The sequence below is a fragment of the Neoroseomonas eburnea genome (assembly GCF_018129005.1).
Classification (GTDB): domain Bacteria; phylum Pseudomonadota; class Alphaproteobacteria; order Acetobacterales; family Acetobacteraceae; genus Neoroseomonas; species Neoroseomonas eburnea.
Window position 1 is genome coordinate 47,056 of sequence record NZ_JAAEDL010000026.1, and the last position, 18,850, is coordinate 65,905.

At 68.1% G+C, this 18,850-nt stretch carries 17 protein-coding genes; 5 read left to right on the top strand and 12 right to left on the bottom strand.

The features are described 5' to 3' along the window. Positions 1–22: 22 nt before the first annotated feature. Genes GXW74_RS21405 through GXW74_RS21415 form a run of 3 tightly spaced genes read left to right on the top strand, consistent with a single transcriptional unit; the run spans position 23 to position 3,425 of the window. The gene (locus GXW74_RS21405; protein WP_272877335.1) at positions 23–1,603 is read left to right on the top strand and encodes a recombinase family protein; all 1,581 of its coding nucleotides are present in this window, start codon (positions 23–25) and stop codon (positions 1,601–1,603) included. Beyond that, on the top strand, positions 1,600–2,520 hold the full coding sequence (locus GXW74_RS21410) for a plasmid partitioning protein RepB C-terminal domain-containing protein (RefSeq protein WP_211848595.1): 921 nt from the start codon (positions 1,600–1,602) through the stop codon (positions 2,518–2,520). The genes GXW74_RS21405 and GXW74_RS21410 overlap by 4 nt, the downstream gene beginning before the upstream one ends. Continuing rightward, positions 2,517–3,425 carry a plasmid partitioning protein RepB C-terminal domain-containing protein gene (locus tag GXW74_RS21415; RefSeq protein WP_211848596.1) on the top strand — a complete coding sequence of 303 codons (909 nt, stop codon included), beginning with the start codon at positions 2,517–2,519 and terminating at the stop codon, positions 3,423–3,425. Before GXW74_RS21410 ends, GXW74_RS21415 begins: the two co-directional genes overlap by 4 nt. 550 nt (positions 3,426–3,975) lie before the next feature. On the opposite strand, the gene GXW74_RS21420 is transcribed toward GXW74_RS21415, so the two are convergent. The 10 genes from GXW74_RS21420 to GXW74_RS21465 all read right to left on the bottom strand — a co-directional run bounded on the left by GXW74_RS21420 (position 3,976) and on the right by GXW74_RS21465 (position 14,140). Beyond that, on the bottom strand, positions 3,976–5,802 hold the full coding sequence (locus tag GXW74_RS21420; RefSeq protein WP_211848597.1) for a hypothetical protein: 1,827 nt from the start codon (positions 5,800–5,802) through the stop codon (positions 3,976–3,978). A 143-nt stretch (positions 5,803–5,945) separates the two neighbouring features. Then, on the bottom strand, positions 5,946–6,635 hold the full coding sequence (trhA, locus tag GXW74_RS21425) for a PAQR family membrane homeostasis protein TrhA (RefSeq protein WP_211848598.1): 690 nt from the start codon (positions 6,633–6,635) through the stop codon (positions 5,946–5,948). After that, the gene (locus tag GXW74_RS21430; protein ID WP_211848599.1) at positions 6,635–7,360 is read right to left on the bottom strand and encodes a hypothetical protein; all 726 of its coding nucleotides are present in this window, start codon (positions 7,358–7,360) and stop codon (positions 6,635–6,637) included. Before GXW74_RS21430 ends, trhA begins: the two co-directional genes overlap by 1 nt. Positions 7,361–7,633: 273 nt before the next feature. After that, a complete protein-coding gene (locus tag GXW74_RS21435) occupies positions 7,634–9,640 on the bottom strand; it encodes a phage tail protein (RefSeq protein WP_211848600.1) in 2,007 nt (668 codons plus the stop codon). Then, positions 9,640–9,993: a DUF6950 family protein gene (locus tag GXW74_RS21440; protein ID WP_211848601.1), complete on the bottom strand. Its 354-nt coding sequence runs from the start codon at positions 9,991–9,993 to the stop codon at positions 9,640–9,642. Before GXW74_RS21440 ends, GXW74_RS21435 begins: the two co-directional genes overlap by 1 nt. Next, entirely contained in the window at positions 9,993–10,571 is a 579-nt protein-coding gene (locus tag GXW74_RS21445; protein ID WP_211848602.1) for a hypothetical protein, read from the bottom strand. The genes GXW74_RS21440 and GXW74_RS21445 overlap by 1 nt, the downstream gene beginning before the upstream one ends. Continuing rightward, positions 10,568–11,257, bottom strand: coding sequence for a hypothetical protein (locus tag GXW74_RS21450; RefSeq protein WP_211848603.1), 690 nt, complete (start codon positions 11,255–11,257; stop codon positions 10,568–10,570). Before GXW74_RS21450 ends, GXW74_RS21445 begins: the two co-directional genes overlap by 4 nt. A gap of 15 nt (positions 11,258–11,272) precedes the next feature. Then, complete coding sequence (locus GXW74_RS21455; RefSeq protein WP_211848604.1) at positions 11,273–13,447, bottom strand: tape measure protein; 2,175 nt, start codon at positions 13,445–13,447, stop codon at positions 11,273–11,275. Further along, positions 13,437–13,598 carry a hypothetical protein gene (locus GXW74_RS21460; RefSeq protein ID WP_211848605.1) on the bottom strand — a complete coding sequence of 54 codons (162 nt, stop codon included), beginning with the start codon at positions 13,596–13,598 and terminating at the stop codon, positions 13,437–13,439. The genes GXW74_RS21455 and GXW74_RS21460 overlap by 11 nt, the downstream gene beginning before the upstream one ends. Before the next feature lie 164 nt (positions 13,599–13,762). Next, positions 13,763–14,140, bottom strand: coding sequence for a hypothetical protein (locus GXW74_RS21465; RefSeq protein WP_211848606.1), 378 nt, complete (start codon positions 14,138–14,140; stop codon positions 13,763–13,765). Between the two features lie 1,011 nt (positions 14,141–15,151). Here GXW74_RS21465 and GXW74_RS21470 point away from each other — a divergent pair. Both GXW74_RS21470 and GXW74_RS21475 read left to right on the top strand, forming a co-directional pair. Continuing rightward, complete coding sequence (locus GXW74_RS21470; protein WP_211848607.1) at positions 15,152–16,288, top strand: hypothetical protein; 1,137 nt, start codon at positions 15,152–15,154, stop codon at positions 16,286–16,288. 22 nt (positions 16,289–16,310) lie between these two features. Continuing rightward, the gene (locus GXW74_RS21475) at positions 16,311–17,282 is read left to right on the top strand and encodes a hypothetical protein (protein ID WP_211848608.1); all 972 of its coding nucleotides are present in this window, start codon (positions 16,311–16,313) and stop codon (positions 17,280–17,282) included. Positions 17,283–17,418: 136 nt separating this feature from the next. Here GXW74_RS21475 and GXW74_RS21480 read toward each other — a convergent pair whose 3' ends face one another. Both GXW74_RS21480 and GXW74_RS21485 read right to left on the bottom strand, forming a co-directional pair. Beyond that, the gene (locus tag GXW74_RS21480) at positions 17,419–18,375 is read right to left on the bottom strand and encodes a phage tail tube protein (RefSeq protein ID WP_211848609.1); all 957 of its coding nucleotides are present in this window, start codon (positions 18,373–18,375) and stop codon (positions 17,419–17,421) included. A gap of 34 nt (positions 18,376–18,409) precedes the next feature. Further along, a complete protein-coding gene (locus tag GXW74_RS21485; RefSeq protein ID WP_246523852.1) occupies positions 18,410–18,850 on the bottom strand; it encodes a hypothetical protein in 441 nt (146 codons plus the stop codon).

Genomic DNA, 18,850 nt, shown 5'->3' on the forward strand with positions numbered 1-18,850 from the left:
AACCGGGCAGCGCTGCCCAGGAATGGCGCGGGTGGTGGATCGGCACGACAAGGCACGGGCGAAGAGGGGGAGCGCGGTTCGACCACCGAGGGCGGCCGAGTACCTTCGCATGTCGACCGAACATCAGCAGTACTCGACGGAAAATCAGGCGGATGCAATCCGACGATATGCCGAAGCACGAGGGATCGAGATCGTCCGCACCTACACTGATCACGGGAAGAGCGGCGTCACCATCCACGGTCGCGATGGCCTGCAGGCCCTGCTCCAGGACGTAGAGTCCGGCCAAGCCGATTTCAACACCATCCTCGTCTATGATGTGAGCCGTTGGGGTCGGTTCCAGGATCCGGATGAGGCCGGCTACTACGAGCATATCTGCAAGAAGGCCAGCATCACGATCCAGTACTGCGCCGAGCAATTCGAGAATGACGGCAGCCCCATCGCGAACATCGTCAAGGACGTCAAACGCATGATGGCCGGCGAGTATAGCCGGGAGCTGTCCGTGAAGGTTTTCGCGGGACAGTGCCGCCTCATCGAACGCGGTTGCCGGCAGGGCGGCGCTGCTGGCTTCGGTCTCCGGCGTCAGCTCATCGACATTGGCGGCAACCCGAAGAACCTGCTCCAGCGTGGACAGCAGAAAAGTATCCAGACCGACCGCGTGATCCTTGTCCCAGGCCCCGAAGAGGAAGTCGGAATCGTTCGCTGGATCTACGGCGCCTTCGTGGAAGGCGGCAGGACCGAGCGTGAGATTGCCGCGGAGCTGAACGCAAATGGCATCTGGACGGACCTGGGCCGCGCCTGGACCCGCGGAACTGTGCATCAGGTGCTGATCAACCCGAAATATGCCGGTGACAATGTCTGGAACCGGACCTCGTCGAAGATCACGGAGAAACCGCATCGCAATCGCCCCGAGTTCTGGGTCAGAGCCGACGACGCCTTCGAAGCGGTGGTCGATCGCGCTCTCTTCAATGCAGCGCAGGCCATCGTCCAAGACCGCTCGCAGCGCCTCTCCAACGATGAAATGCTGGCGGCACTGAGCAGCCTTCTCAAGGCGCGAGGCCAGCTGTCCGGCCTCATCATCGACGAGGCAGAGGGCCTCCCATCCAGCAGCGCGTACCAGTACCGCTTCGGCAGCCTCCTGCGAGCCTATGAGCTCGTGGGTTTCACGCCCGATCGCGACTACGGCTATGTCGAGACGAACCGTGCCCTGCGGCGCATGTATCCCGATATCGTCGCATCTGTCATTGCCGGCATCGAGGCTGGAGGCGGGAGCGTTGTCCAGGATCCCGAGACCGACCTCCTGAAGGTCAACAGCGAGCTCCTGCTCTCCATCATCATCGGACGGCGCACCGAAACGGCGGCCGGTTCGGCCCGCTGGCACCTCCGCCTCGATGCAGGCCTCGTGCCCGACCTCACCGTCGCTGTACGCATGGCGGAGGGAAACCTCGTTCCCCTCGACTACTACATCCTGCCAGGCATCGACATGGCAGAGCCGCGGATACGCTTTGAGCAGCACAACGAGGGCGGCCTCGACGCGTATCGCTTCGACGATCTTGGCGCCCTGTATGATCTCACCGGACGAGTGCCCCTGAAGGAGGTGGCATGAGCGAACACGACAGACCTGAGCCTCGCGAGCCGTACCGCCCGGAGGCAAGCGAGATACGGCGCGTTCCGGTGGACCGGATCCGCGTCATCAATCCGCGGGTCCGCAATCAGAAGATCTTCGCGAGCATCGTGGATAGCATCGCAACCATCGGCCTGAAGCGACCGATCACCGTCGCGCTGAACGGCAGCGACGCAGGCGGGCCACGATACGATCTTGTGTGCGGCCAAGGCCGACTGGAAGCATTCCTGGCGCTCGGCGAAAAGGAGATACCGAGCATCGTGGTGCAGGCCTCGGAAGCCGACCGGTACCTCATGAGCTTGGTCGAGAACCTTGCCCGGCGGAAGCATTCGAACGCCGACCTGCTGAGCGCTGTCCGTGCCCTCGATGAGCGCGGCTACACGGCGATGCAGATCTGCCGCAAGACGGGTCTCGACCAGACCTACATTCGCGGCGTCCTGCAGCTCCTGGCTGCTGGCGAAGAGCGCCTCATTGCCGCCGTCGAGAAGGGATGGCTCCCGATCACATTGGCGATGCAGATCTCCGCCGCTGGCCCAGAAGACGTCCAGGTTGCCATGATGGAAGCCTATGACAGCGGCATGCTTCGGGGCGAGCAGCTCATGAAGGTCCGCCGACTCATTGATCGGCGCCAAGCGGCGGGTAAGCGCTATACGAGGACCCGACGCGAGCAGGGAACGATGACGCCGCGCCGCCTGCTGCTGGCTTACCAGGCCGAGGTCCGCCGACAACGATTGGTTGTCAAGAAGGCCGAAGTCGGAGAGCAGCGCCTGCTTTTCGTCGTGTCGGCGCTGCGCCGCCTGATGTCCGACGAGCATCTCCGAACCTTGCTTCGCGCGGAGAATGTCGGCGAGGTCCCGAAGCCATTGGCGGACCGCCTTTCGGGAGCCGCGCGGCCATGAGCAGCGTCCGACCGGCTTTCGAGGACAACACGGCCGTCATCCCCATCGCCCAAATCCATCCGACCAGAAAGCTCGCGCGGGACATCCGCAAGTCCCAGAAGTTCCAGACCATTACCGCGTCAATCCGGGAACTCGGCCTTGTGGAACCTCTGGCCGTCTATGCCGAACCTGTCGAGGCCGGCAGTACGCCCCGCTATTCGCTGCTGGATGGGCACCTCCGGCTGGAGGCGCTGAAGGTGCTGGGTGCGACGGAAGCGCATTGTCTTCTGGCAAAGGAGGATGAAGGCTACACCTACAATCGCCGCATCAACCGGCTCAGCGCCATCCAGGAGCACCGCATGATCCTGAAGGCGATCGAACGCAGGGTGCCACCGGAGCGCATTGCCCAGGCCCTGAATGTGAATGTCGAGAGGATCCGTGCGCGCCAGCGCATGCTCGATGGCATCGCGCCGGAGGTGGTGGCGCTCCTCAAGGACAGGATGGTGAGCCACGGCGTCTTCGGCGTGTTGCGCCGGATGAAGCCGATCCGGCAGATCGAGGCCGCGGAGATGATGATCTCAGCGAACCGCTTCACGGAGAACTATGCACGCATGGTTCTGGTGGCAACGCGGGCCGACCTCCTGGTAGAGCCGAAGCGGGCGAAGGCGACGGAGGGGACGACTCCCGAGGACATCGCCCGCATGGAGCGCGAGATGGAGCGGCTTCAGCAGGACCACCGGGTGGCGGAGGACACACTTGGCGAGACCATGCTCGTGCTGGTCGTCGCCAAGGGGTACCTCGCGCGCCTCATGCGCAACGAGGCGGTTTCCAGCTATCTGTCGCGCCACCACCCCGAATTGTCTGTCGAACTGGTCTCGGTGATGGAGGCCGTCGCGACGGACGCGCGGAGCATCGCACGAGAATAGCCTGGTCGGCCGGGCGGGGCCGGCCATTGGGATGGGGACCCGGACCCGAAAGCGCGGGGACCGCCGGAGACGCCGCACGGTGGGGCGGATCGAGGGCGGTGGTGGGGATGGCGGCGGACCCGCTGGTGCCCACCAGGCCGGCCGCCATGGGACCGGCCGAACAGTGGAAGCGTGCCCGGCACGGCGACAGCGCCGGGCACGCCTTCCGCCGAGAGCGCATTGGGCCATCACCGCCCTGATGCCCCGTTCCATTGGATCATCTCCATTGGCGTTGACGCAGGAGACGACAGCGATGCCTGGCATAGAAGACGATCCCCGGTTTCCTCGCGACCCGATCGGCCCTGATGAGCGGGAGGAGTTCATTCGGCTGATGGAGGCACTTGGTGACGATGGGCGCGCAACAGTGTTGGCTCTCGCCAGGCACTATGCTCGACAGAGGGGCATGGCTTGGGTGGACGCCGTGCCCGCCATGAGGTCGCAACGCAAGCGGCTCGGTCGTGGGGGCGGCTCGGGACGCCGCACATAATCACCGACGATGTGCTCTGATCGGTCACGGTACTCTGCCCTTCCGCGCGGCCACGGAGAGCGTCGCCGCGCCCAGGTCGAAGGTTGCGGGCGAGATGTTCCTGGCCATAACGCGCACGGTGTTGTTGGACCAGGCTGCGGCGTCGAGCTCGATGAAGCGCGTCGAGGAGGCGAGTGCCGCATGGGCAAGGTCCCCCTGCCGCGCGCCGTTGACGGTGACGTCGAGCAAGCTGGTCGCCCCTGGCGCCAAGTTCGGCAGGTCCCAGGCGACCTCCGCCGCGAACTCCCGCTGCCCGACCGGCAGGGCGGGCGTGCCACAGAGCAGCGCCGGCGCCGCCTCGGGCAGCCCATAGAGCCGCAGCGCCTCGACCTCGATCTGCCCATCAAAGCCGACGATGCCGATCTGCGCGAAGGCGACACCGGCGCCGAGCCGCACCGTCATGCGCTTGTTCAGCGAGGCGTCGGCCATGGCGGCGCCACCGGTCCAGGCCTTGGACGGGACATTCCACAGCAGCGTGGTGATCGAGGCCAACGCATCGCCGGCGACGTTCTCGCGGACGTCCATCGCCGCATCGAAGCACCGCACGAAGATCCGCCCCCCGTCCGCCCCGCCGACGAGTGAATGGACCAGGGCGAATTCCTTGGCCTGCGAGCAGTCCACCACGAAGGCGAGCCCCCGCTGCGCCTCGAGCAGCAGCCCGCGGGAAGTGGGCGTGATGTCGTCCAGCCCGTTGAAAGACAGCCCGGCGAGCGTGGTGGCGCTGGTCGTGGACGTGGCGACCACCGCCAGCCCCTCGACGCCGATCTCGGTCGCGCTGTGGCGGAAGGCCTGGGCCCGGACATTGGGCACCGAGCCCAGCAGCCGCAGATGCCGCGAAGCCGGCGCCCGGTGGCGGTTGAGCACAGTGTTGCCGCAGCGCGTGGCGGTCGCGGTGTAGTCGATGCCAACCTGGTAGGTGTTGCTCCACGCGACCTCGTACTCGCAATCCTGCGCCGCGGCGGTGTGCCGGGCGACGATCGGCGAGCAGGCCTCCATGCGCAGCGCCCGGCCGATGATCGCCGAGCCGCTGGTCTCGTTCAGGAAGGGAATGGCGACGTTCGGGTCGAGCTGCCGCAGCTCGAAGTTCGGCGCGTCGAAGACGTGCCGGTTGTGGTTGGAATAGGCCCCGTCCGCCTTGGACAGCCGGATCCCGAAGCGATCGATGGTGGGGTTGATCCCGGTTGCGATGGCGAAGTGACCCCCATAGTAGCGAATGGAGGTGTTCCAGGCGGTGGCGGTGGCGCAGCGGATATCGAGACCGATGCGGTTGTTGAGGATGCGTCCGAGATGGAAGGTGCTGTCCTCGACGCCGCGGCCGTCGCCGAGCGTCCGCATGCCGATGGTGAAGCCCGACACCAGGCGGAGCTCGACCACCGAGGCGTCGACGTTGCGCACCAGGATGCCGATGTCGGTCTCGTCGAGCCAATCGGACTGGGTCTGCCGGACGACCTGCAGCCCGGCATAGTGCTTCTCGCCGTTGCGGACGGTGCCGCCATCGCCGAGCGTCAGCACGGTCGTGGGGGCGGTGCCGCTGTAGCGGATGACGCCATGCATGATCAGGCCGCGGGCGCCGCCGCCGAGCGTGACGCCGGCGGCGACGTTCCAGGTGCCGGGCGGGATGACCGCGAATTTCTGGTCCGCCGCGGCGCGGTCGAAGGCGGCCTGGATCGCGGTGCGATCATCGGCGACGCCATCGCCCAGGCCGCCGAAGTCGGAGGGCAGCACCGTCTCGCGGTCGCGCAGGTATTTGGCGAGGTCGGTCTTGCTGACCGCGGCGTCGAGCACCAGCAGGTCATCGATACGGGCGGGCATGAGGGGATGCTCCGGATCAGAGCGCGGTTATGGGCATCGCGGCCCTTCGGCGCGGGAACGGTGACCTCGATGGGTGCCGCCACCACGACGGCCAAGAAGGCCCTCTGGCGGGGCCGCAGCGTGAAAGGGCGCCGACGAAGAACTTAAGCCGACGACACAGCCGCGAGGCGGTACACCGCCGCGAAGTGGCAGCCCGCGGCGCCGAGGACGAACATGTGCCACAGCGCATTGTGGTAGCGGAGCTGCGTTGCGAGATGCATCACGACGCCCGTGCTGTAGATCAGCCCGCCCGCCGCGAGCAGAACCATGTCCCGCGTGGGCAACGCGTCCAGCAATGGTCCAAGGGCGGTCACGCCGGCCCAGCCAAGCACGAGATAGGCAACAACCGACAAGCCCTCGAAGCGCCTACCGGCGAGCAATTTCAGGGTCGCGCCCGCAATAGCGCCGGCCCAGACGACAGCCAGCAGGCTCCAGCCTCGCGTTCCGGGAATCGCGAAGATGACGACGGGTGTGTAGGTTCCCGCGATCATCATGAAGATCGAAGCATGGTCGAGCCGCCGAAGCCGGGACTTCCAGCGGCCTTCCGTCGCGAGATTGTAGAGCGCCGAGAAGCCGAACATGGCCACCAGTCCGGTCAGGTAGGGGCCGATCGCAAGTCCTGTGAGCAGGTTGTCGGATCGCACCGCCAGAGCGAGCAACGCGACACACGCGGCTAGAGCCGCGGATGTACCGAGAAGGTGGATGGTGCCGTCGGCCAGAAGCTCGCCTCGGGTGTACCGGTGAGTTGGCCGCGGGCCATCAGCCTCCAGCGAGACGGAGCTTTGCAGGATCATCACACAAACCGCGGAAGCAGGTTCTGCGTGAGCAAGACCGTGCGCTCAATCGCGGCGATGGCGGCCTCCTCGCGTCGCGCAGTGCTCGGGTGGTTTCCATGAACGAAGAGATTTCCGGAGACCTGGTCGCGGAACCACCAGATGCTGGTCGTTGTGCTGTTCTCGCTGTGCCAAGCAGGCACGCTGCCGAGTGCCTCGCCGAGAATGCCAAAATCATCGAGCGACCCGATGTAGATGAGACTGTTCCGCAGCTGCCCGATCTCCTCTCGGAGCGCTGCGGCGCATGCGTGCTGCTGACGTTCGACGACTTCGGGCGGCCAGACGTCCGGACTGCCAGCGCTCCAGCCAATCTTGAGGAGGTTCGACCATCCCCAGCGGCTTGAGGTTGTATCGTAGGTCCCACCCAGCAGGGTGCGAGTCAAAGCATCAAGGAAGAGCCATACCGGCGTGTGCGCCCGAGCGTTGGGGCCGCGATCGCAAAGCCTCGCCGCCCGCTCGTGGCAGGCCTCGTAGCTCTGTTCGCCTTCTGCGCCGTAGATGCCGTCAGTTCCGGCGCCTACCCAATAGATGCCCCCCTTCGTAGACAGGTCCCGGCCGGACCACGGCAGGAACAGGCCGGCGATGCCCGGCCGATCTGGGGTCGCCGGTGCAAAGCCCTGGTCAATGAGCCGGGAACGGACTTGCGCGAGGCGCTCGAAAGCCGGGCGCCCCAGGAAGGTCGTCATTGGTCGCTCCCTGATGGTGAGCGTTTGATTCGGCCGTGGGTCGCCAAAGGACGGCAGCCGTCGCCACCTGACTGCCCGCGTCGGACACCGATGGATAAGGCCGCAGCCTGAACGGCACTCGGTTCGGCCGGAACGCTTGTAGAAGAGATGGGGACGGCAGGTCGCCGCGGAAAGCCCGCCCGTGAGCGGCATAGGCTGGGCGTTACGGGGCGCGCGGCGGCGCCTATCCCGACCAGAGCGAGGGTACACGCGCGTGGGCGCGGCGGGCCGACATCAGAGCGCGGTGGCAGAGACCGGCCCGGCCAGGGCCGAGACGTTGCCCTCGGCCGAGACGGCACGCAGCCAGTACCAGCGCGTGTCGCCGGCGGTCAGGCCGGTGCGGTCCCAGAAGAGGCCGCTCGCCTCCTCCGGCAGCTTGGTCGCGGCGGCGAGGCTGTTGGAGCTGGCCTCGAACACCTGCAGGCGCACGGCGTCGGGCGGGGAGCCGCCGGAGAGCCGGATGCCGCCGGCAATCCCCGTCGCCACGGGCGCCGTCACCGGAGTGGGGACGAGGGCCTGCCGCCAGCCCGACACCGCCCCACTGCGCGCCACGGCGCGCACCCGGAAGCCGGTCGGCTCGGCGGTGGGGATAGCGGCGGCGGTCGCACCCAAAGACCCACCATAGCCCTGCCAGGCCGCCACGGAGGCCGGCAGGAACTCCACCTGGTAGCCGGCGAGATGCGAGGACCCGACCGCCGCCCAGGAAACGGCGAGGATAGCGAAGGCTACCGTCTCCGGCGTCTCCACCGTGATGCTGGCGGGCGCGGCGATGACGCCGGGGTTGGGGAGAACGACCGCGGGATTGCTCCCCGTCGCGCGTTCATCCACCGCCGGGTTCCAGTCCCACACCGCGGCGTCCTCCTCCTCCAGGGTGAGGTCGACCCCGCCCTCGGCCGCCAGCGACCAGGCGGTGACCCGCGCCGGGAAGGGCGTGAGGCGGTCGAGGGCGACCGTCGCCGCCTCCCAGGGCCGCAGCCGCAGGGCGGAGAGGTTGGCCGGGAAGGCGACGGTGCGCTGACGACGGTTGCGCTCCAGCTCAACCTTCATCAGCCGCTGCACCGTGCTGACCGAGGTGGTGAGCGGGAACTCGAGGTCGCGGTAGATCATCTCGCCGCCATCCTGGGCGACGTAGTTGGAGGCCAGCAGCGGCGGGGCGTCAGTCGGCTGCCAGTTGGCGGCCGGCTCGACATAGACGGCGCGCACCCCGTTGAAGAGGTCCCGCCGCGGCCGTGCGCCCTGGATGGTGACGTCGCCGCGCAGATCATCCGAGGTCAGGGTCGCCGCCGGCAGGGCCGGCGCCCCGGCATGGATGAAGAATCGCCCGCCCGAGACGACCAGCGCGCCGGCCATGGCAGCGACGAACTTGCGGGTGATGGCGATCTTGCCCTCGGCGAGGGACAGCACGCCGTTGGCGGTGTAGCGGCGCTCGTAGACCCCGGCCCTGGTGCCGACCAACTCGTCGCAGATGTTGGCCGCGGCCATGAGGGCGGGGATGTCGATGTCGGTCCAGGAGGCCCGCCAGCCGAAGGGGGCGGTGAGGTACCAGGCGAGCAGCAGGGCGGGATTGTCGGACCAGCCCGTCGTGCCGGTGCGCGGGTCGAGGATGGTATCGGCGCCCTCGACGATGGCGGCGATGTTGGGCGGGCCGGCGGGGAAGGCCTCGGCGGTGAGCTTGAGCCGCACGGCGACATAGGCGCGGCCGCGGCCACGATGCTCGCTGGTCCACTGGCCGCCAGTCTCAGCGATGAGGTTGGCGTCGGCGCCCTGGTCCGGCTCGCCGAGATGGCGGTCGATGCGGACCAGCCCGGCGAGGGATCCATCGCTCTCCAGCTTGTCGCCGAGATAGATCTCGCCGATGGCGCGGACGTGGTGCGCGGCGAGCACCACCACCGAGTAGAAATAGCCATCGGCGCGGCCCTCATCGTCGGTCGCCGAGTGGAGGAAGACGATCGGCCCCGAGACCTTGCAGCGTCCGACGATGATCTGGTGCTCGGTGACGGGCTGGCGGAAGGCCTGGGTGCGGCCGGCGCCGGGCTGGCCGGCATCGAAGCCGGCGATCGCCGCCGCCTGCGGGCTGAGGCTGGCCTGCTTTTTCTGCTTTTGCGGAAAGACCGACTGGCCGATGGCGGAGACGATGAAGGCGGCGCCGGCGCCGACCACCGCACCGATGATGCCGCCACCGACCGCGGCGGAGGCGACGCCGGCCGCGGCCACGGCGATCAGCGGCACCGCAGCCGGCATCAGGCGATCCTCCAGGCGATGGCGCAGGTGGTGAGCGGGACGCGGATCAGGCCGCGGGGACCGACGAAGGCGGCGCGGCCGCCATCGACCACCACGCCGAGGCGGGGCGGGTCGCCGGCGAGGACGACATCGCCCGCCCGTGCGAAGGCCGGCGGGATGCGGGGAAAGCCCGCGCTATCCGCAGTGGCCTCCAACGAAGCGCGGCTGCGCCAACCGGGCCGGCGGCCGGTCGTAGCCATCACCGCCGCCAGGGCGAAGCGCCCGCAGTTCCAGCGATGCGCGGCGAAGGGCCGCGTCTCCGCCGCGGCCAGCAGCGCCGCCAGCCGTGCAGGCCAATCCGGACGCCGAGCCATCAGTTGGCCGGCAGCCGGATCTCCGCCTCCTGCAGTGCTGGGACGAACTCGAAGAAGCGGTCGCCCGGATACTCGGCCTGCTGGTCGGCGTCGGTGTAGCGGCGCACCTCGGCGCGCTCGAGGTCGACCAGCCGGCTTTCGCAGGTGAGCGAGATCCGCGGCTCGGCGCCGTCCACCACCTGCATGGTGTCCATCAGCCCGGCCCAAAGCGGGAACGGGTCGGCGACGAAAGCGCCCTCGGCATCGAGCAGCACACCCCACAGCCGCGCCGGGCGGAGGCGGAAGGACTGCTCGGCCAGCGCAATGTCGACCACCTCCTGCGGCACCGGCGAGAGCGTGAGCGTGATGCGCACGGCGCGGAGCTCGGCGGTCTCCTCGATGTCAGAGACCGCCCCGATGGTGCCCATACCCTCATAGGTCACGCCGGCCCAATCGAGCGGACCGAGCCCGGTCCAGGCGCGGATCGGGCCGGAGGCGAAGTCGAGTTCGACCAGCACCACCGGCGTCGCCACCGGCGCGGTCGCCGCCGCGGCGGCCTGCGGCGAGAGCCGCGGCGTGGCGGCGATGCCCTCCGTCATGGCAAGGCTTCCTCCAGGCGGATGGTGATGGCGGTGAAGCGTCCCGGCCGGGTGGGGTTGGCGCCCTCGTCGTCGGAAGCGAGGCGCATGGCGACGGTGGGCGTGGTCAGCACCAGGGGCTCGGCGAGCGACGCCGCGGCGCGCAGCGGCGGGGCGATCGGGATGGTCGCCGTGCCGGCGCCGGAGGCGACCACCTGCTCGGTCGCCATATAGAGCCGACCGGCGAGGCCGATATGGTCCCCGGCCCCGACCGCCACCGCGCTCGGCCACCACCCCTGGGTCGCAAGCGACAGAGCCCCGCGCGCCGCGCCAGCCGCCAGAGACGGCGTGCCCGATCCGACGACGAGCCCCGTCCCGTCGGTGAAGATCGTCGCGTCCGAGAAGGAATAGGGCCCCGTCGGCACCTCGCCCTGGCTGCGCGGATCGCCGGTGCGGTATTCGCGCCGCCAATCCCAGATGCGGACCGTGTTGGCCGAGCCGGCCAGCGCTGCCAGCAGTCCCTCCAGCACACCGGCCTGGATGCGGTTGAGCGGGTCGAAGCTGGCCTCGGCGATCCAGCGTGCCCCGTCGCGGCGGAGCACCTGGGTGGCGCGACTGACCGGCGAGACGAAGCGCAGCGTGTTGTGCTGCAGGTAAAAGCTCAGCCGCGACGGCCGCAGCGCGGCGGGCCAGGCGTATTCGGTCATGGCTCGCCCTCCCTGCTACCCGCGCACGGTGTCGTAGGCCGCCCCACCGCGGCGGATGGCATCCAGCGTCATCGCCGAAGCCTGGCGGGCGATCTGCCCGGCGAGCAGCCGCAGCCGCGCCTCGACGCCGGCGTCCGCGCCACGGGCATCGATGCTGATGCTGGTGTGGATGGTGGGGGCGCCTCCGCCCGGGGTGACGCCGTTGGGCAGAACGGTGCCGGCCTGGCGGGGGACGAACCATTCCGGTCCGCGCTCGCCGACGACATAGGGCTGGCCGGCGGCAACCGGCCCACCCTCGGCGCGGAACAGGCCGCCGAGCCAGGAGCCGACATCGGTGAACAGGCTGTCGAAGGAGATGCCCGACAGCCCGGCCGAGACCGCGTTGCCCAGCGGCTCGGTGATGACCTTGCGGGTGAGGACGCGGGTGATGTCCTGCAGCAGCCCCTCCAGCACCGAGGAGAACTTCTCGCCCTTGACGATGGCGTCCTCGAAGGCGCTGGAGAAGGTGAGGCCCAGCTCGCGGACGGTGTCGGAAGTGCGTTCCGCGCCGCGCTGCACACGCTCCTCCGCCCGCTCCAGCTCCTCCATGGCCGCGACCGCCTCGCGCTGGATGGTCTCGTCGGGCACCGCCCGGCCAGCCCGTTCCGCGCGCTCCACCAGGCTGGAGAGATTGGCGAGGCGGCGCTGGTAGCGCTCATAGGCGGTCTCGTTCTGCTGGATCAGCCGCTCTCGCTCGCGCAGCAGCTCGTTGAGCTCGCGCTCGGCCTCGCGTGCCTCCCGCGCGCCCTCGGTGCTGGCGCGGCGGACCGCGGCGACGCGCGGCTCAAGGCGCCGCAGCGCCTCGTCGCGCTCCTGCAGGGCCAGGGTCTCGAGGCGGTTGCGCTCGGCGGCGGTGACGCCACCCGCGGCCTCGGCCTCGCGCAGCCGGCGGACCCGTTCCTCGTACTCCCGGTTGATCCGGAAGCGGTCGTCGAGGTCGCGGGTGAGCTCCTGGACGTCCTGCGTGGCGCGGCGCCGGCGGGCCTCGGCGGCCTGGGCGGCGGCGCTCTCCTGCTCGCTCCGCTGGCGCTCGCCGGCGGCCTGCTCGCCGCGGGTGATCTCGGCCTGAATCTCGGTGTATTGCCGGCGTAGCTCCTCCAGCCGGGCCGCACGATCGACGCCGGCCTGCTGCTCGGCAGTGCCGACCAGGCCGGGGCGGATGCTGCCGCGGCGGACCGGCGCGGTGAGGCTGGCGCGGCCGTCCTGCTGGCTTTCCAGCCGGGCGATCTGCGCCGCCAGCGCCTCGGCCTGGCGGCGCATGCCGGCGAAGCGTTCCTCCTCGCTGAGCAGGCCCGCACCCTGGCGGACGCCGTCCACCGCGCGGGCGGCGGCCGAGAGCGCCCGCGCCAGCGCGTTAGAGAGGCCGATGGCGCGGTCGAGCTGGCCGAGGAAGTTCTCGGTTGCCGCCGTCAGCTGCCCGAAGGCGCGGCCGAGCGAGAGCGGGGCGCGGTCGAGCTCGGCGCCGAGCCGCTCCGTCGCGCGCAGCAGTGCGGGGAACACCCGCTCGGCGGTGAGCTTGCCCTCGCTGCCGAGCTTGCGCAGTTCGCCGATCGAGACGCCGAGTTCCTTGGCCAGGCCCTCGGCCAGCAGTGGCATGGCCTCGAGGATGGAGCGGAGCTCATCGCCCTGCAGCACGCCGGAGGCCAGCGCCTGGGCGAGCTGGAGGGTGGCCGAGGAGATCTCCTGCGTCGAGGCGCCGGAGACGATAGCGACGCGCTGCAGGCCGCCGACCAGGCGGACCACCTGGTCGGAGGTGGCGCCGATCTCGCGGGCGGCGATCGCGAAGCGCTGGAAGGCATCGACGCTCTCCGACACCGCGACGCCGGTGGACAGCGCGTTGCGGTACAGCGCCTCGTAGACCGCACCGGCGCGTTCGACCGAGCCGGTGGCGTTCTGCAGGCGGGAGAGGCTCTGCGTCAGCGCGTCGCCGGCCTGGACCAGGGCGCGGGCCGCCACCGCCACGCCGGCGAGCTGGATCCCCCGCACGGCGACGTCGAGCAGTTCCAGCGATCGCGAGGCGCGCTCGGCGCCGCCCTTGATCTGGTCGAGGGAGCGCTGGCCGGTCTCGCCGACCTCTCGCAGGCCAGCCTTGACCCGGGCGGCATCGTTCAGCGAGAGGCGGACCGAGACGCGGCGCGTGCTATCCCCCATGCGGGTTTTCCTCCCCTTCGCGGCGGGCGGTGCTGCCCTCGGCCATGCCGATGCGGATGGCGAGCAGCATTTCGGCGGCGGGCCAGCCGGCGGCACCCAACTCGCGCGCTGCGGCGAGTGCACCGGCGGTATCGAGCGTCAGGCCAGCCATGGTCGCCTCAGCGCACGCGGTCCCCGCCGCCCAGCAGGCATGGCCCTCAAGGCTGGTCGGCGCGTGCGTGGTGTAGGGGCAGGCATCGGCGCAGTCGCGATCCAGGGCGGCGCAGCCGCGGCAGTAGTCGGGCCCGCGGCCGAAGTGCCAGGCGGCGCGGGCCCTCAGCCGTTTCCCTCGGCGGCCACCGCGGCCACCGGCGCCGTGGCGCGGTCCCAGAAGGCGGCGGCGATGTCGTCGAGATCCATCAGGCGCTCGACCGCCTCGGGCAAGAGCGGCAGCGGCTTGCCGGCGGCATCGCCGACGCCCTCCCAGGCGGTGACGGCGTGGCGGGCGAGCGCCTTGACCAGGAAGGCGAAGGACAGGCCGCGCGACATGTCGGGGTCGAGCTCCGGATCGGCGATGCGGATCGCCGCGAGGCGGCGCGCGGCGGCGGCCTGCGCCGCGGCCATGACCGCCGTCGTCACCGGCCGGATCTCGACGCGGACGCCGCGCGGCAGCTCGAGCCAGTACGGCTCGGCCGGAAGGTCGAGGGTGAGCATCAAATTCTCCGTTCAGGAATTCAGACGGTGCGGGGCGGCGGAGGGCGATGGGGCCGCAGGGCAGCTCTCAGTCCCGGCGGCGGCATATGCGAAGCTGTCGTGTGGAGAAGGCTCGCTAAGCGGCGAACGCCAAAGCGCCCCTTGAGCCTGGGGCGACTTTCTCGCCCAGAGGCCGACGCTGAGTGGTCATATCCACAAAACACGGGCAGCGTTGCCAGAGAACGGTCTCCGGCGCCGCTTGATAGAACCAGCCTGGGCACCCTGTCGGTCTGATGCAGCCCGATTTCTGTTGTGTTCACCAACTTTGCAGTGTCAGACTGTCATCGCTTTACTTCTCAAGGAAGACGAGGATGGCGAAAGAATCGAAAGCCAAGTCTACTGAGCTTGAGATCAGGTCGGGCGGGAGGTCGGGCGACGAAAATTCGCTAGTAATCTCGGGTAACATCCCAAATCTGCACGATGATCCACAGAAGGTGCACCAGCTTCTCGATTTGCTGGGCCTTCCTCCAGGCACGCAGGTTCGCCTGACTACGACGGCGAGTTCGGTAATCGTCCGCTGACGCAGTACGGGCAGTGACTGGGGCCTTTGAGTATCGCCGACACCTTGCTGAGAGCGACCATTTGTTGGTCGCGACACTGCCTGCTGGGGAGGGCGACCTGGTTCTCCGGCCGGAGGTGGAGGTCGCTCCGAACGGCGCGGGAGCAGTTCTAGTCAGGTACGCCCTCTGGGAGGTAGTCCTCCCATCTGAGGCTATGCATGGGGCGCCCGGTCTTGTCCGTCTTCTAGCTGAGCGTCGTGTCTCCCGATCCGAATTGGGCGCTGGCTCCGCAGCTCGTGTAGTTGCCTTATTAGCCGCGCAAGGGTGCATCCTTCCCGAACTGCCGCACGAGATCCGCGTTAAGGACGTGCCCAGGCTCTTCGCCCCACTGCGCTCAAAATTGTACGCAGAATACTATGCGCACCCGCTCTGGCAGCGTCTTCGGTCCGGCAGTGCCTCACGTGGCGAGCTTGTGGCCTGGATCATCCACAATTACCACATTTCGCGATCAGCCGGGCCCATTGCCGCACGTATGGCAATGCGCTCACCTGTGCCAGACCTGCGGGCGTTCTTCATGGAAGACTCGCTTGAAGAGTATTGGCATTGCGATGCCTTCTACTTCGCAGGAGCCGGGGAACTAGCGCTTCGCCCAGACATGGTGAAGGCCTACGTTCCCTTGGCCGCCTCGACCGCTTTCGAGGACCAAGCCCTGCGAACGGCCGACGAAGACTGGCTGGGTCACCTCCTGATCGCTTACTTCCAGGAAGCGAGCATCCTGTTCCGAGATGACAGCGAAACATTTTATGATGCCGTAGAAGAGGCCTACGGGATAGGTGGTTTCTTCGCCGGCTGGCGCCGTCACATGACGCTCGATCTCGATCATGGACACGCCGACGGCCTAAGGAGCATGTTTGACTCAGATGCGCATATCGCCTTGCCGGATTTGGTCAGATCCTTCCGCAGCGTGCAGTTGGCACATTTCTTTCTCATCCGCGCTCTCGATCAGATAGCAGTCCATGCCGACGTCGTGGATGCGCTCGGCGCGCGCCAGCCTGCAGCGTTCATAGGATCCGGCGGACAGACAGCGCCGCGAGTCGGCGAGACACGTTGCGCCGGCAATCAGGATGAGGTTTGCGGCCGCCACCTAGTTGCAGCACTCGGCGACGCCAGTTTCCTAGCACTGGCTAACTCCCGGTCCCACGATGACATCGTTATGGCCGGCAGGCTGGCCGCGGCAGTATCTCAGATGCGGGATGAATATGCTCCGCTTGTCGGGACAGCTAAGACAATAAGGGACGTGGGCAACCCTTGGATTGTAGCCGTCCGAAACTTTGTGGTTGAGCGTTCCCCGAAAGTGAGCGTTGTCGTCGAACTCGCAGGCGACCTGCTTGCAGCCGCCAAGGGTTTCGATCCCAACCTCAAGACATCCGATCTCCATCGGCAGCTTGAACACCTTGCGACGCAGTTGCCGCACGACCGAGCGACAATAGAGAGAGCTCAACTTCGCGAACTGCTAACCCTCGCCCGAATCGGGGGCGTACTTCAGCCGCTTGTGCTAGGTGGCGCGCCGGCTGCATTTACGCTGCCAACACATCACGCCCAGGCGTAGTCGCGCGATGCGGCTTGGTGAGGTGTTTGATCTCGAGGGCACCTACCGCGTCCAGAGCAGGCGCGTCGGCCGGCCTTCGCGCCTTGTCGGCCGATGGGGAATTGGCAACTCGCCGCATCATCTCGACGAGTATGCCATCAACGTGCGCCTCGCGCATGATCCGGCTTGGCGAGGCACTCGAGCCGTGAAGCTGAGGCCCGCATTCGTTGAGCAGCGCGCCGGCGAGTTCGAACAGGAACCTGACATTTTGTACAAGGTCAGCCAGTTCATCCCCGCGGAGGGGAAATCGCCCATGCCGACGAATATCGTCGATGTTGCGAAGGCCTTATCGAACTGGGACAGGCGCGTACCCGTTCTGCGAGCGCTAATTGGTCAGAAGTCTACGGAAGAACTTCAAGCATTCTTAAACCCCCGCTTGGCGAGAGTAATAGCAAACGAGTATTTTGTGCATGAGGCTGGGCATGCCATCGGTTATGATACAGAAAGTAAGTATGCTGATGGATATTTTAAATTGGCAGGCAAGACCGTTTGGCCGCTCATCTACGTTGAGGAGTTCCGAGCTGATCTACTTTCATTCGCGTTTGCGAGCGACTTGCTTGACCGGCAGGAAGCGGCAGCTGTGTTCGTTTACAATGTTTTCTTGCGGCTTGGCGTGCACACCGAGGGCTTGGCGCAGGCGCAAAGGGAGCCATACGGCCCGATCCCAACGATGCTCTACGCGCTGTTGCGCGAGTTTGGATGGCTAGTACCCGGACCGAAGTGGGAGATGCCTCCACTGCGAGTGGGCCCACTTGCGCCCACCAGCCTCGTCGAATTGATGTCGGCCTGCGCCGCGCGCGCCCGCGCGCAACTCCTCACTCCCGAACTCGCTGCCGGCTCGTCGGCGACTGATGCGGCTTTGGTGGCCGCGCACTTCTACCGCTCAACGATGTCCAATTCCCAGGCGAACGACGAACTGCTCATTGCCTGCCGCTCTGCTGCGGAGCGCCTCTGACGGTCCACCTCGGTTGTTTTGGCCTCGCCCCGCTTAACAGGTGCATGTGCGGATCCCGAGCCCCATCCTTGCGTCCGATTCGCATCTGCCGCGAGGAACGCTTCCGGACCAGGTACTCAACTGGCCCAAGGCGGACTCATGCGTACTCCGTACCCGCCTGCTGGTTCTTCAGCACTGCGGTCATCATCCGCGTCGCCGTGGCGTTGAAGGCCGCGCGGAACTCGAAGCTCGCCTCGACGCCGCCCGGCCCTTCGACCGGGGTCTTCGCCAGCGCCAGATACACCTCGTGCACCGTGAAGGTGAGGCTGCGGTTCGCATCGATCGCGTAGCTGAAGGCGAACTCCGCCGGCGCGTTGTTCTGCGCCTGGGTCAGCAGCGTGGTGTCCGCGAAGCGCGCGGTGATCTGGCCGGTGGCACGCGCGATGCCGGGATCCACGCCCTCCACCTTCCGATCGGCGCGGATGGTGCGGACCATCTCCATGCCGTTGGCATAGGTCAACCGCGCGCCCGTCACCTGGGCGAGCGCGGCGCCGTTCCGGCTGATTGCCCCCTGCGCCTTGTTGAAGGCGGTGTAGGCGGCGCTGGTCGGCGTACCACCCGAGCTCGAGGCGCCGCGCGTTGAACCCTGGCCCATCAGTCCGAAGGTCGCGGTGGCGGGGCCGGTCGGCGAGAAGTCGATCTCCAGCGTGTCGGCGCGCACGCCGGTGCAGAGATCGTAGTTCGGCACGTCGGGATAGCCGATCTCGATGCTGTTCGACGGTAGCGCCGCGGCGCCCGAGCCGAAGCTGTGGATGAAGTTCGGACTCGTGCCGGTCGTGGTCGGCGGACCGAGCAGCAGGCGCAGCCAGTGGCCAATGTTGACCAGGTCGACCGGCACGACCGCCTGGCCCTGCACGGTGACGGTGTCGAGGAAGGGCGCGGCGGGATCGCGACTGCTGCCAACGCCGATGACGTCGGCATCGAGCAGCGGCTGCTCGGCGCCGAGGTCGCAGGAGAGGAAGGGCATGCGCAGCCAGTCGCCTACGGGCGCGGTGCCGTAGGCCGCCTCGGGGGTCATGAGCAGGCGGCAATTGGCGCCGATGGCACGGGGCATCGGGGATCTCCGAGATCAGCAAGAGGGCGAAGCGTCAGGCCAGCGGCGAGCCAGCGACGGTGAAGAACAGGGCGACGGGGACGGAGGCGGCGCGCGCGGCGGCGGCGCCCTCGAACTCGACATCCTCGAAGTCGGGCGCGCCGGGCTGGGCCCATTCCACCGCGCCGCCGAGGGTGCGGTCGGCAGTGATGGCGGCGGCGATGGCCACCAGCAGAGCGTCCAGCAGGGCATTACGGGCCGCGGGCGTCGCGCCGCCGACGGTGACTTCGATCTCGGCGCGATGCTCGATGGCCCAGGCGAGTGGCGACAGGATCGCGGTCCCCTCCACCGTCTCGCCGTCGCGCAGGACAACCAGCCCGCCCGGCGGCAGGCGCTGCGGCACCGTCTCGCTGCGCAGCACCAGCGGGGCGGGATTGCGGGTGGCGAGCGCGGTCTGCAGCTGGCCGTGCAGCGCCGCGATGGCGGTCTCGCGCAT

Bases quoted from the DNA above. Each gene is read 5' to 3' on its own strand.
- GXW74_RS21405 (WP_272877335.1), top strand. From the start codon at position 23: ATGGCGCGGGTGGTGGATCGGCACGACAAGGCACGGGCGAAGAGGGGG.
- GXW74_RS21410 (WP_211848595.1), top strand. From the start codon at position 1,600: ATGAGCGAACACGACAGACCTGAGCCTCGCGAGCCGTACCGCCCGGAG.
- GXW74_RS21415 (WP_211848596.1), top strand. From the start codon at position 2,517: ATGAGCAGCGTCCGACCGGCTTTCGAGGACAACACGGCCGTCATCCCC.
- GXW74_RS21420 (WP_211848597.1), bottom strand. From the start codon at position 5,802: ATGCCCGCCCGTATCGATGACCTGCTGGTGCTCGACGCCGCGGTCAGC.
- trhA (WP_211848598.1), bottom strand. From the start codon at position 6,635: ATGATCCTGCAAAGCTCCGTCTCGCTGGAGGCTGATGGCCCGCGGCCA.
- GXW74_RS21430 (WP_211848599.1), bottom strand. From the start codon at position 7,360: ATGACGACCTTCCTGGGGCGCCCGGCTTTCGAGCGCCTCGCGCAAGTC.
- GXW74_RS21435 (WP_211848600.1), bottom strand. From the start codon at position 9,640: ATGCCGGCTGCGGTGCCGCTGATCGCCGTGGCCGCGGCCGGCGTCGCC.
- GXW74_RS21440 (WP_211848601.1), bottom strand. From the start codon at position 9,993: ATGGCTCGGCGTCCGGATTGGCCTGCACGGCTGGCGGCGCTGCTGGCC.
- GXW74_RS21445 (WP_211848602.1), bottom strand. From the start codon at position 10,571: ATGACGGAGGGCATCGCCGCCACGCCGCGGCTCTCGCCGCAGGCCGCC.
- GXW74_RS21450 (WP_211848603.1), bottom strand. From the start codon at position 11,257: ATGACCGAATACGCCTGGCCCGCCGCGCTGCGGCCGTCGCGGCTGAGC.
- GXW74_RS21455 (WP_211848604.1), bottom strand. From the start codon at position 13,447: ATGGGGGATAGCACGCGCCGCGTCTCGGTCCGCCTCTCGCTGAACGAT.
- GXW74_RS21460 (WP_211848605.1), bottom strand. From the start codon at position 13,598: ATGGCTGGCCTGACGCTCGATACCGCCGGTGCACTCGCCGCAGCGCGC.
- GXW74_RS21465 (WP_211848606.1), bottom strand. From the start codon at position 14,140: ATGCTCACCCTCGACCTTCCGGCCGAGCCGTACTGGCTCGAGCTGCCG.
- GXW74_RS21480 (WP_211848609.1), bottom strand. From the start codon at position 18,375: ATGCCCCGTGCCATCGGCGCCAATTGCCGCCTGCTCATGACCCCCGAG.
- GXW74_RS21485 (WP_246523852.1), bottom strand. From the start codon at position 18,850: ATGCGCGAGACCGCCATCGCGGCGCTGCACGGCCAGCTGCAGACCGCG.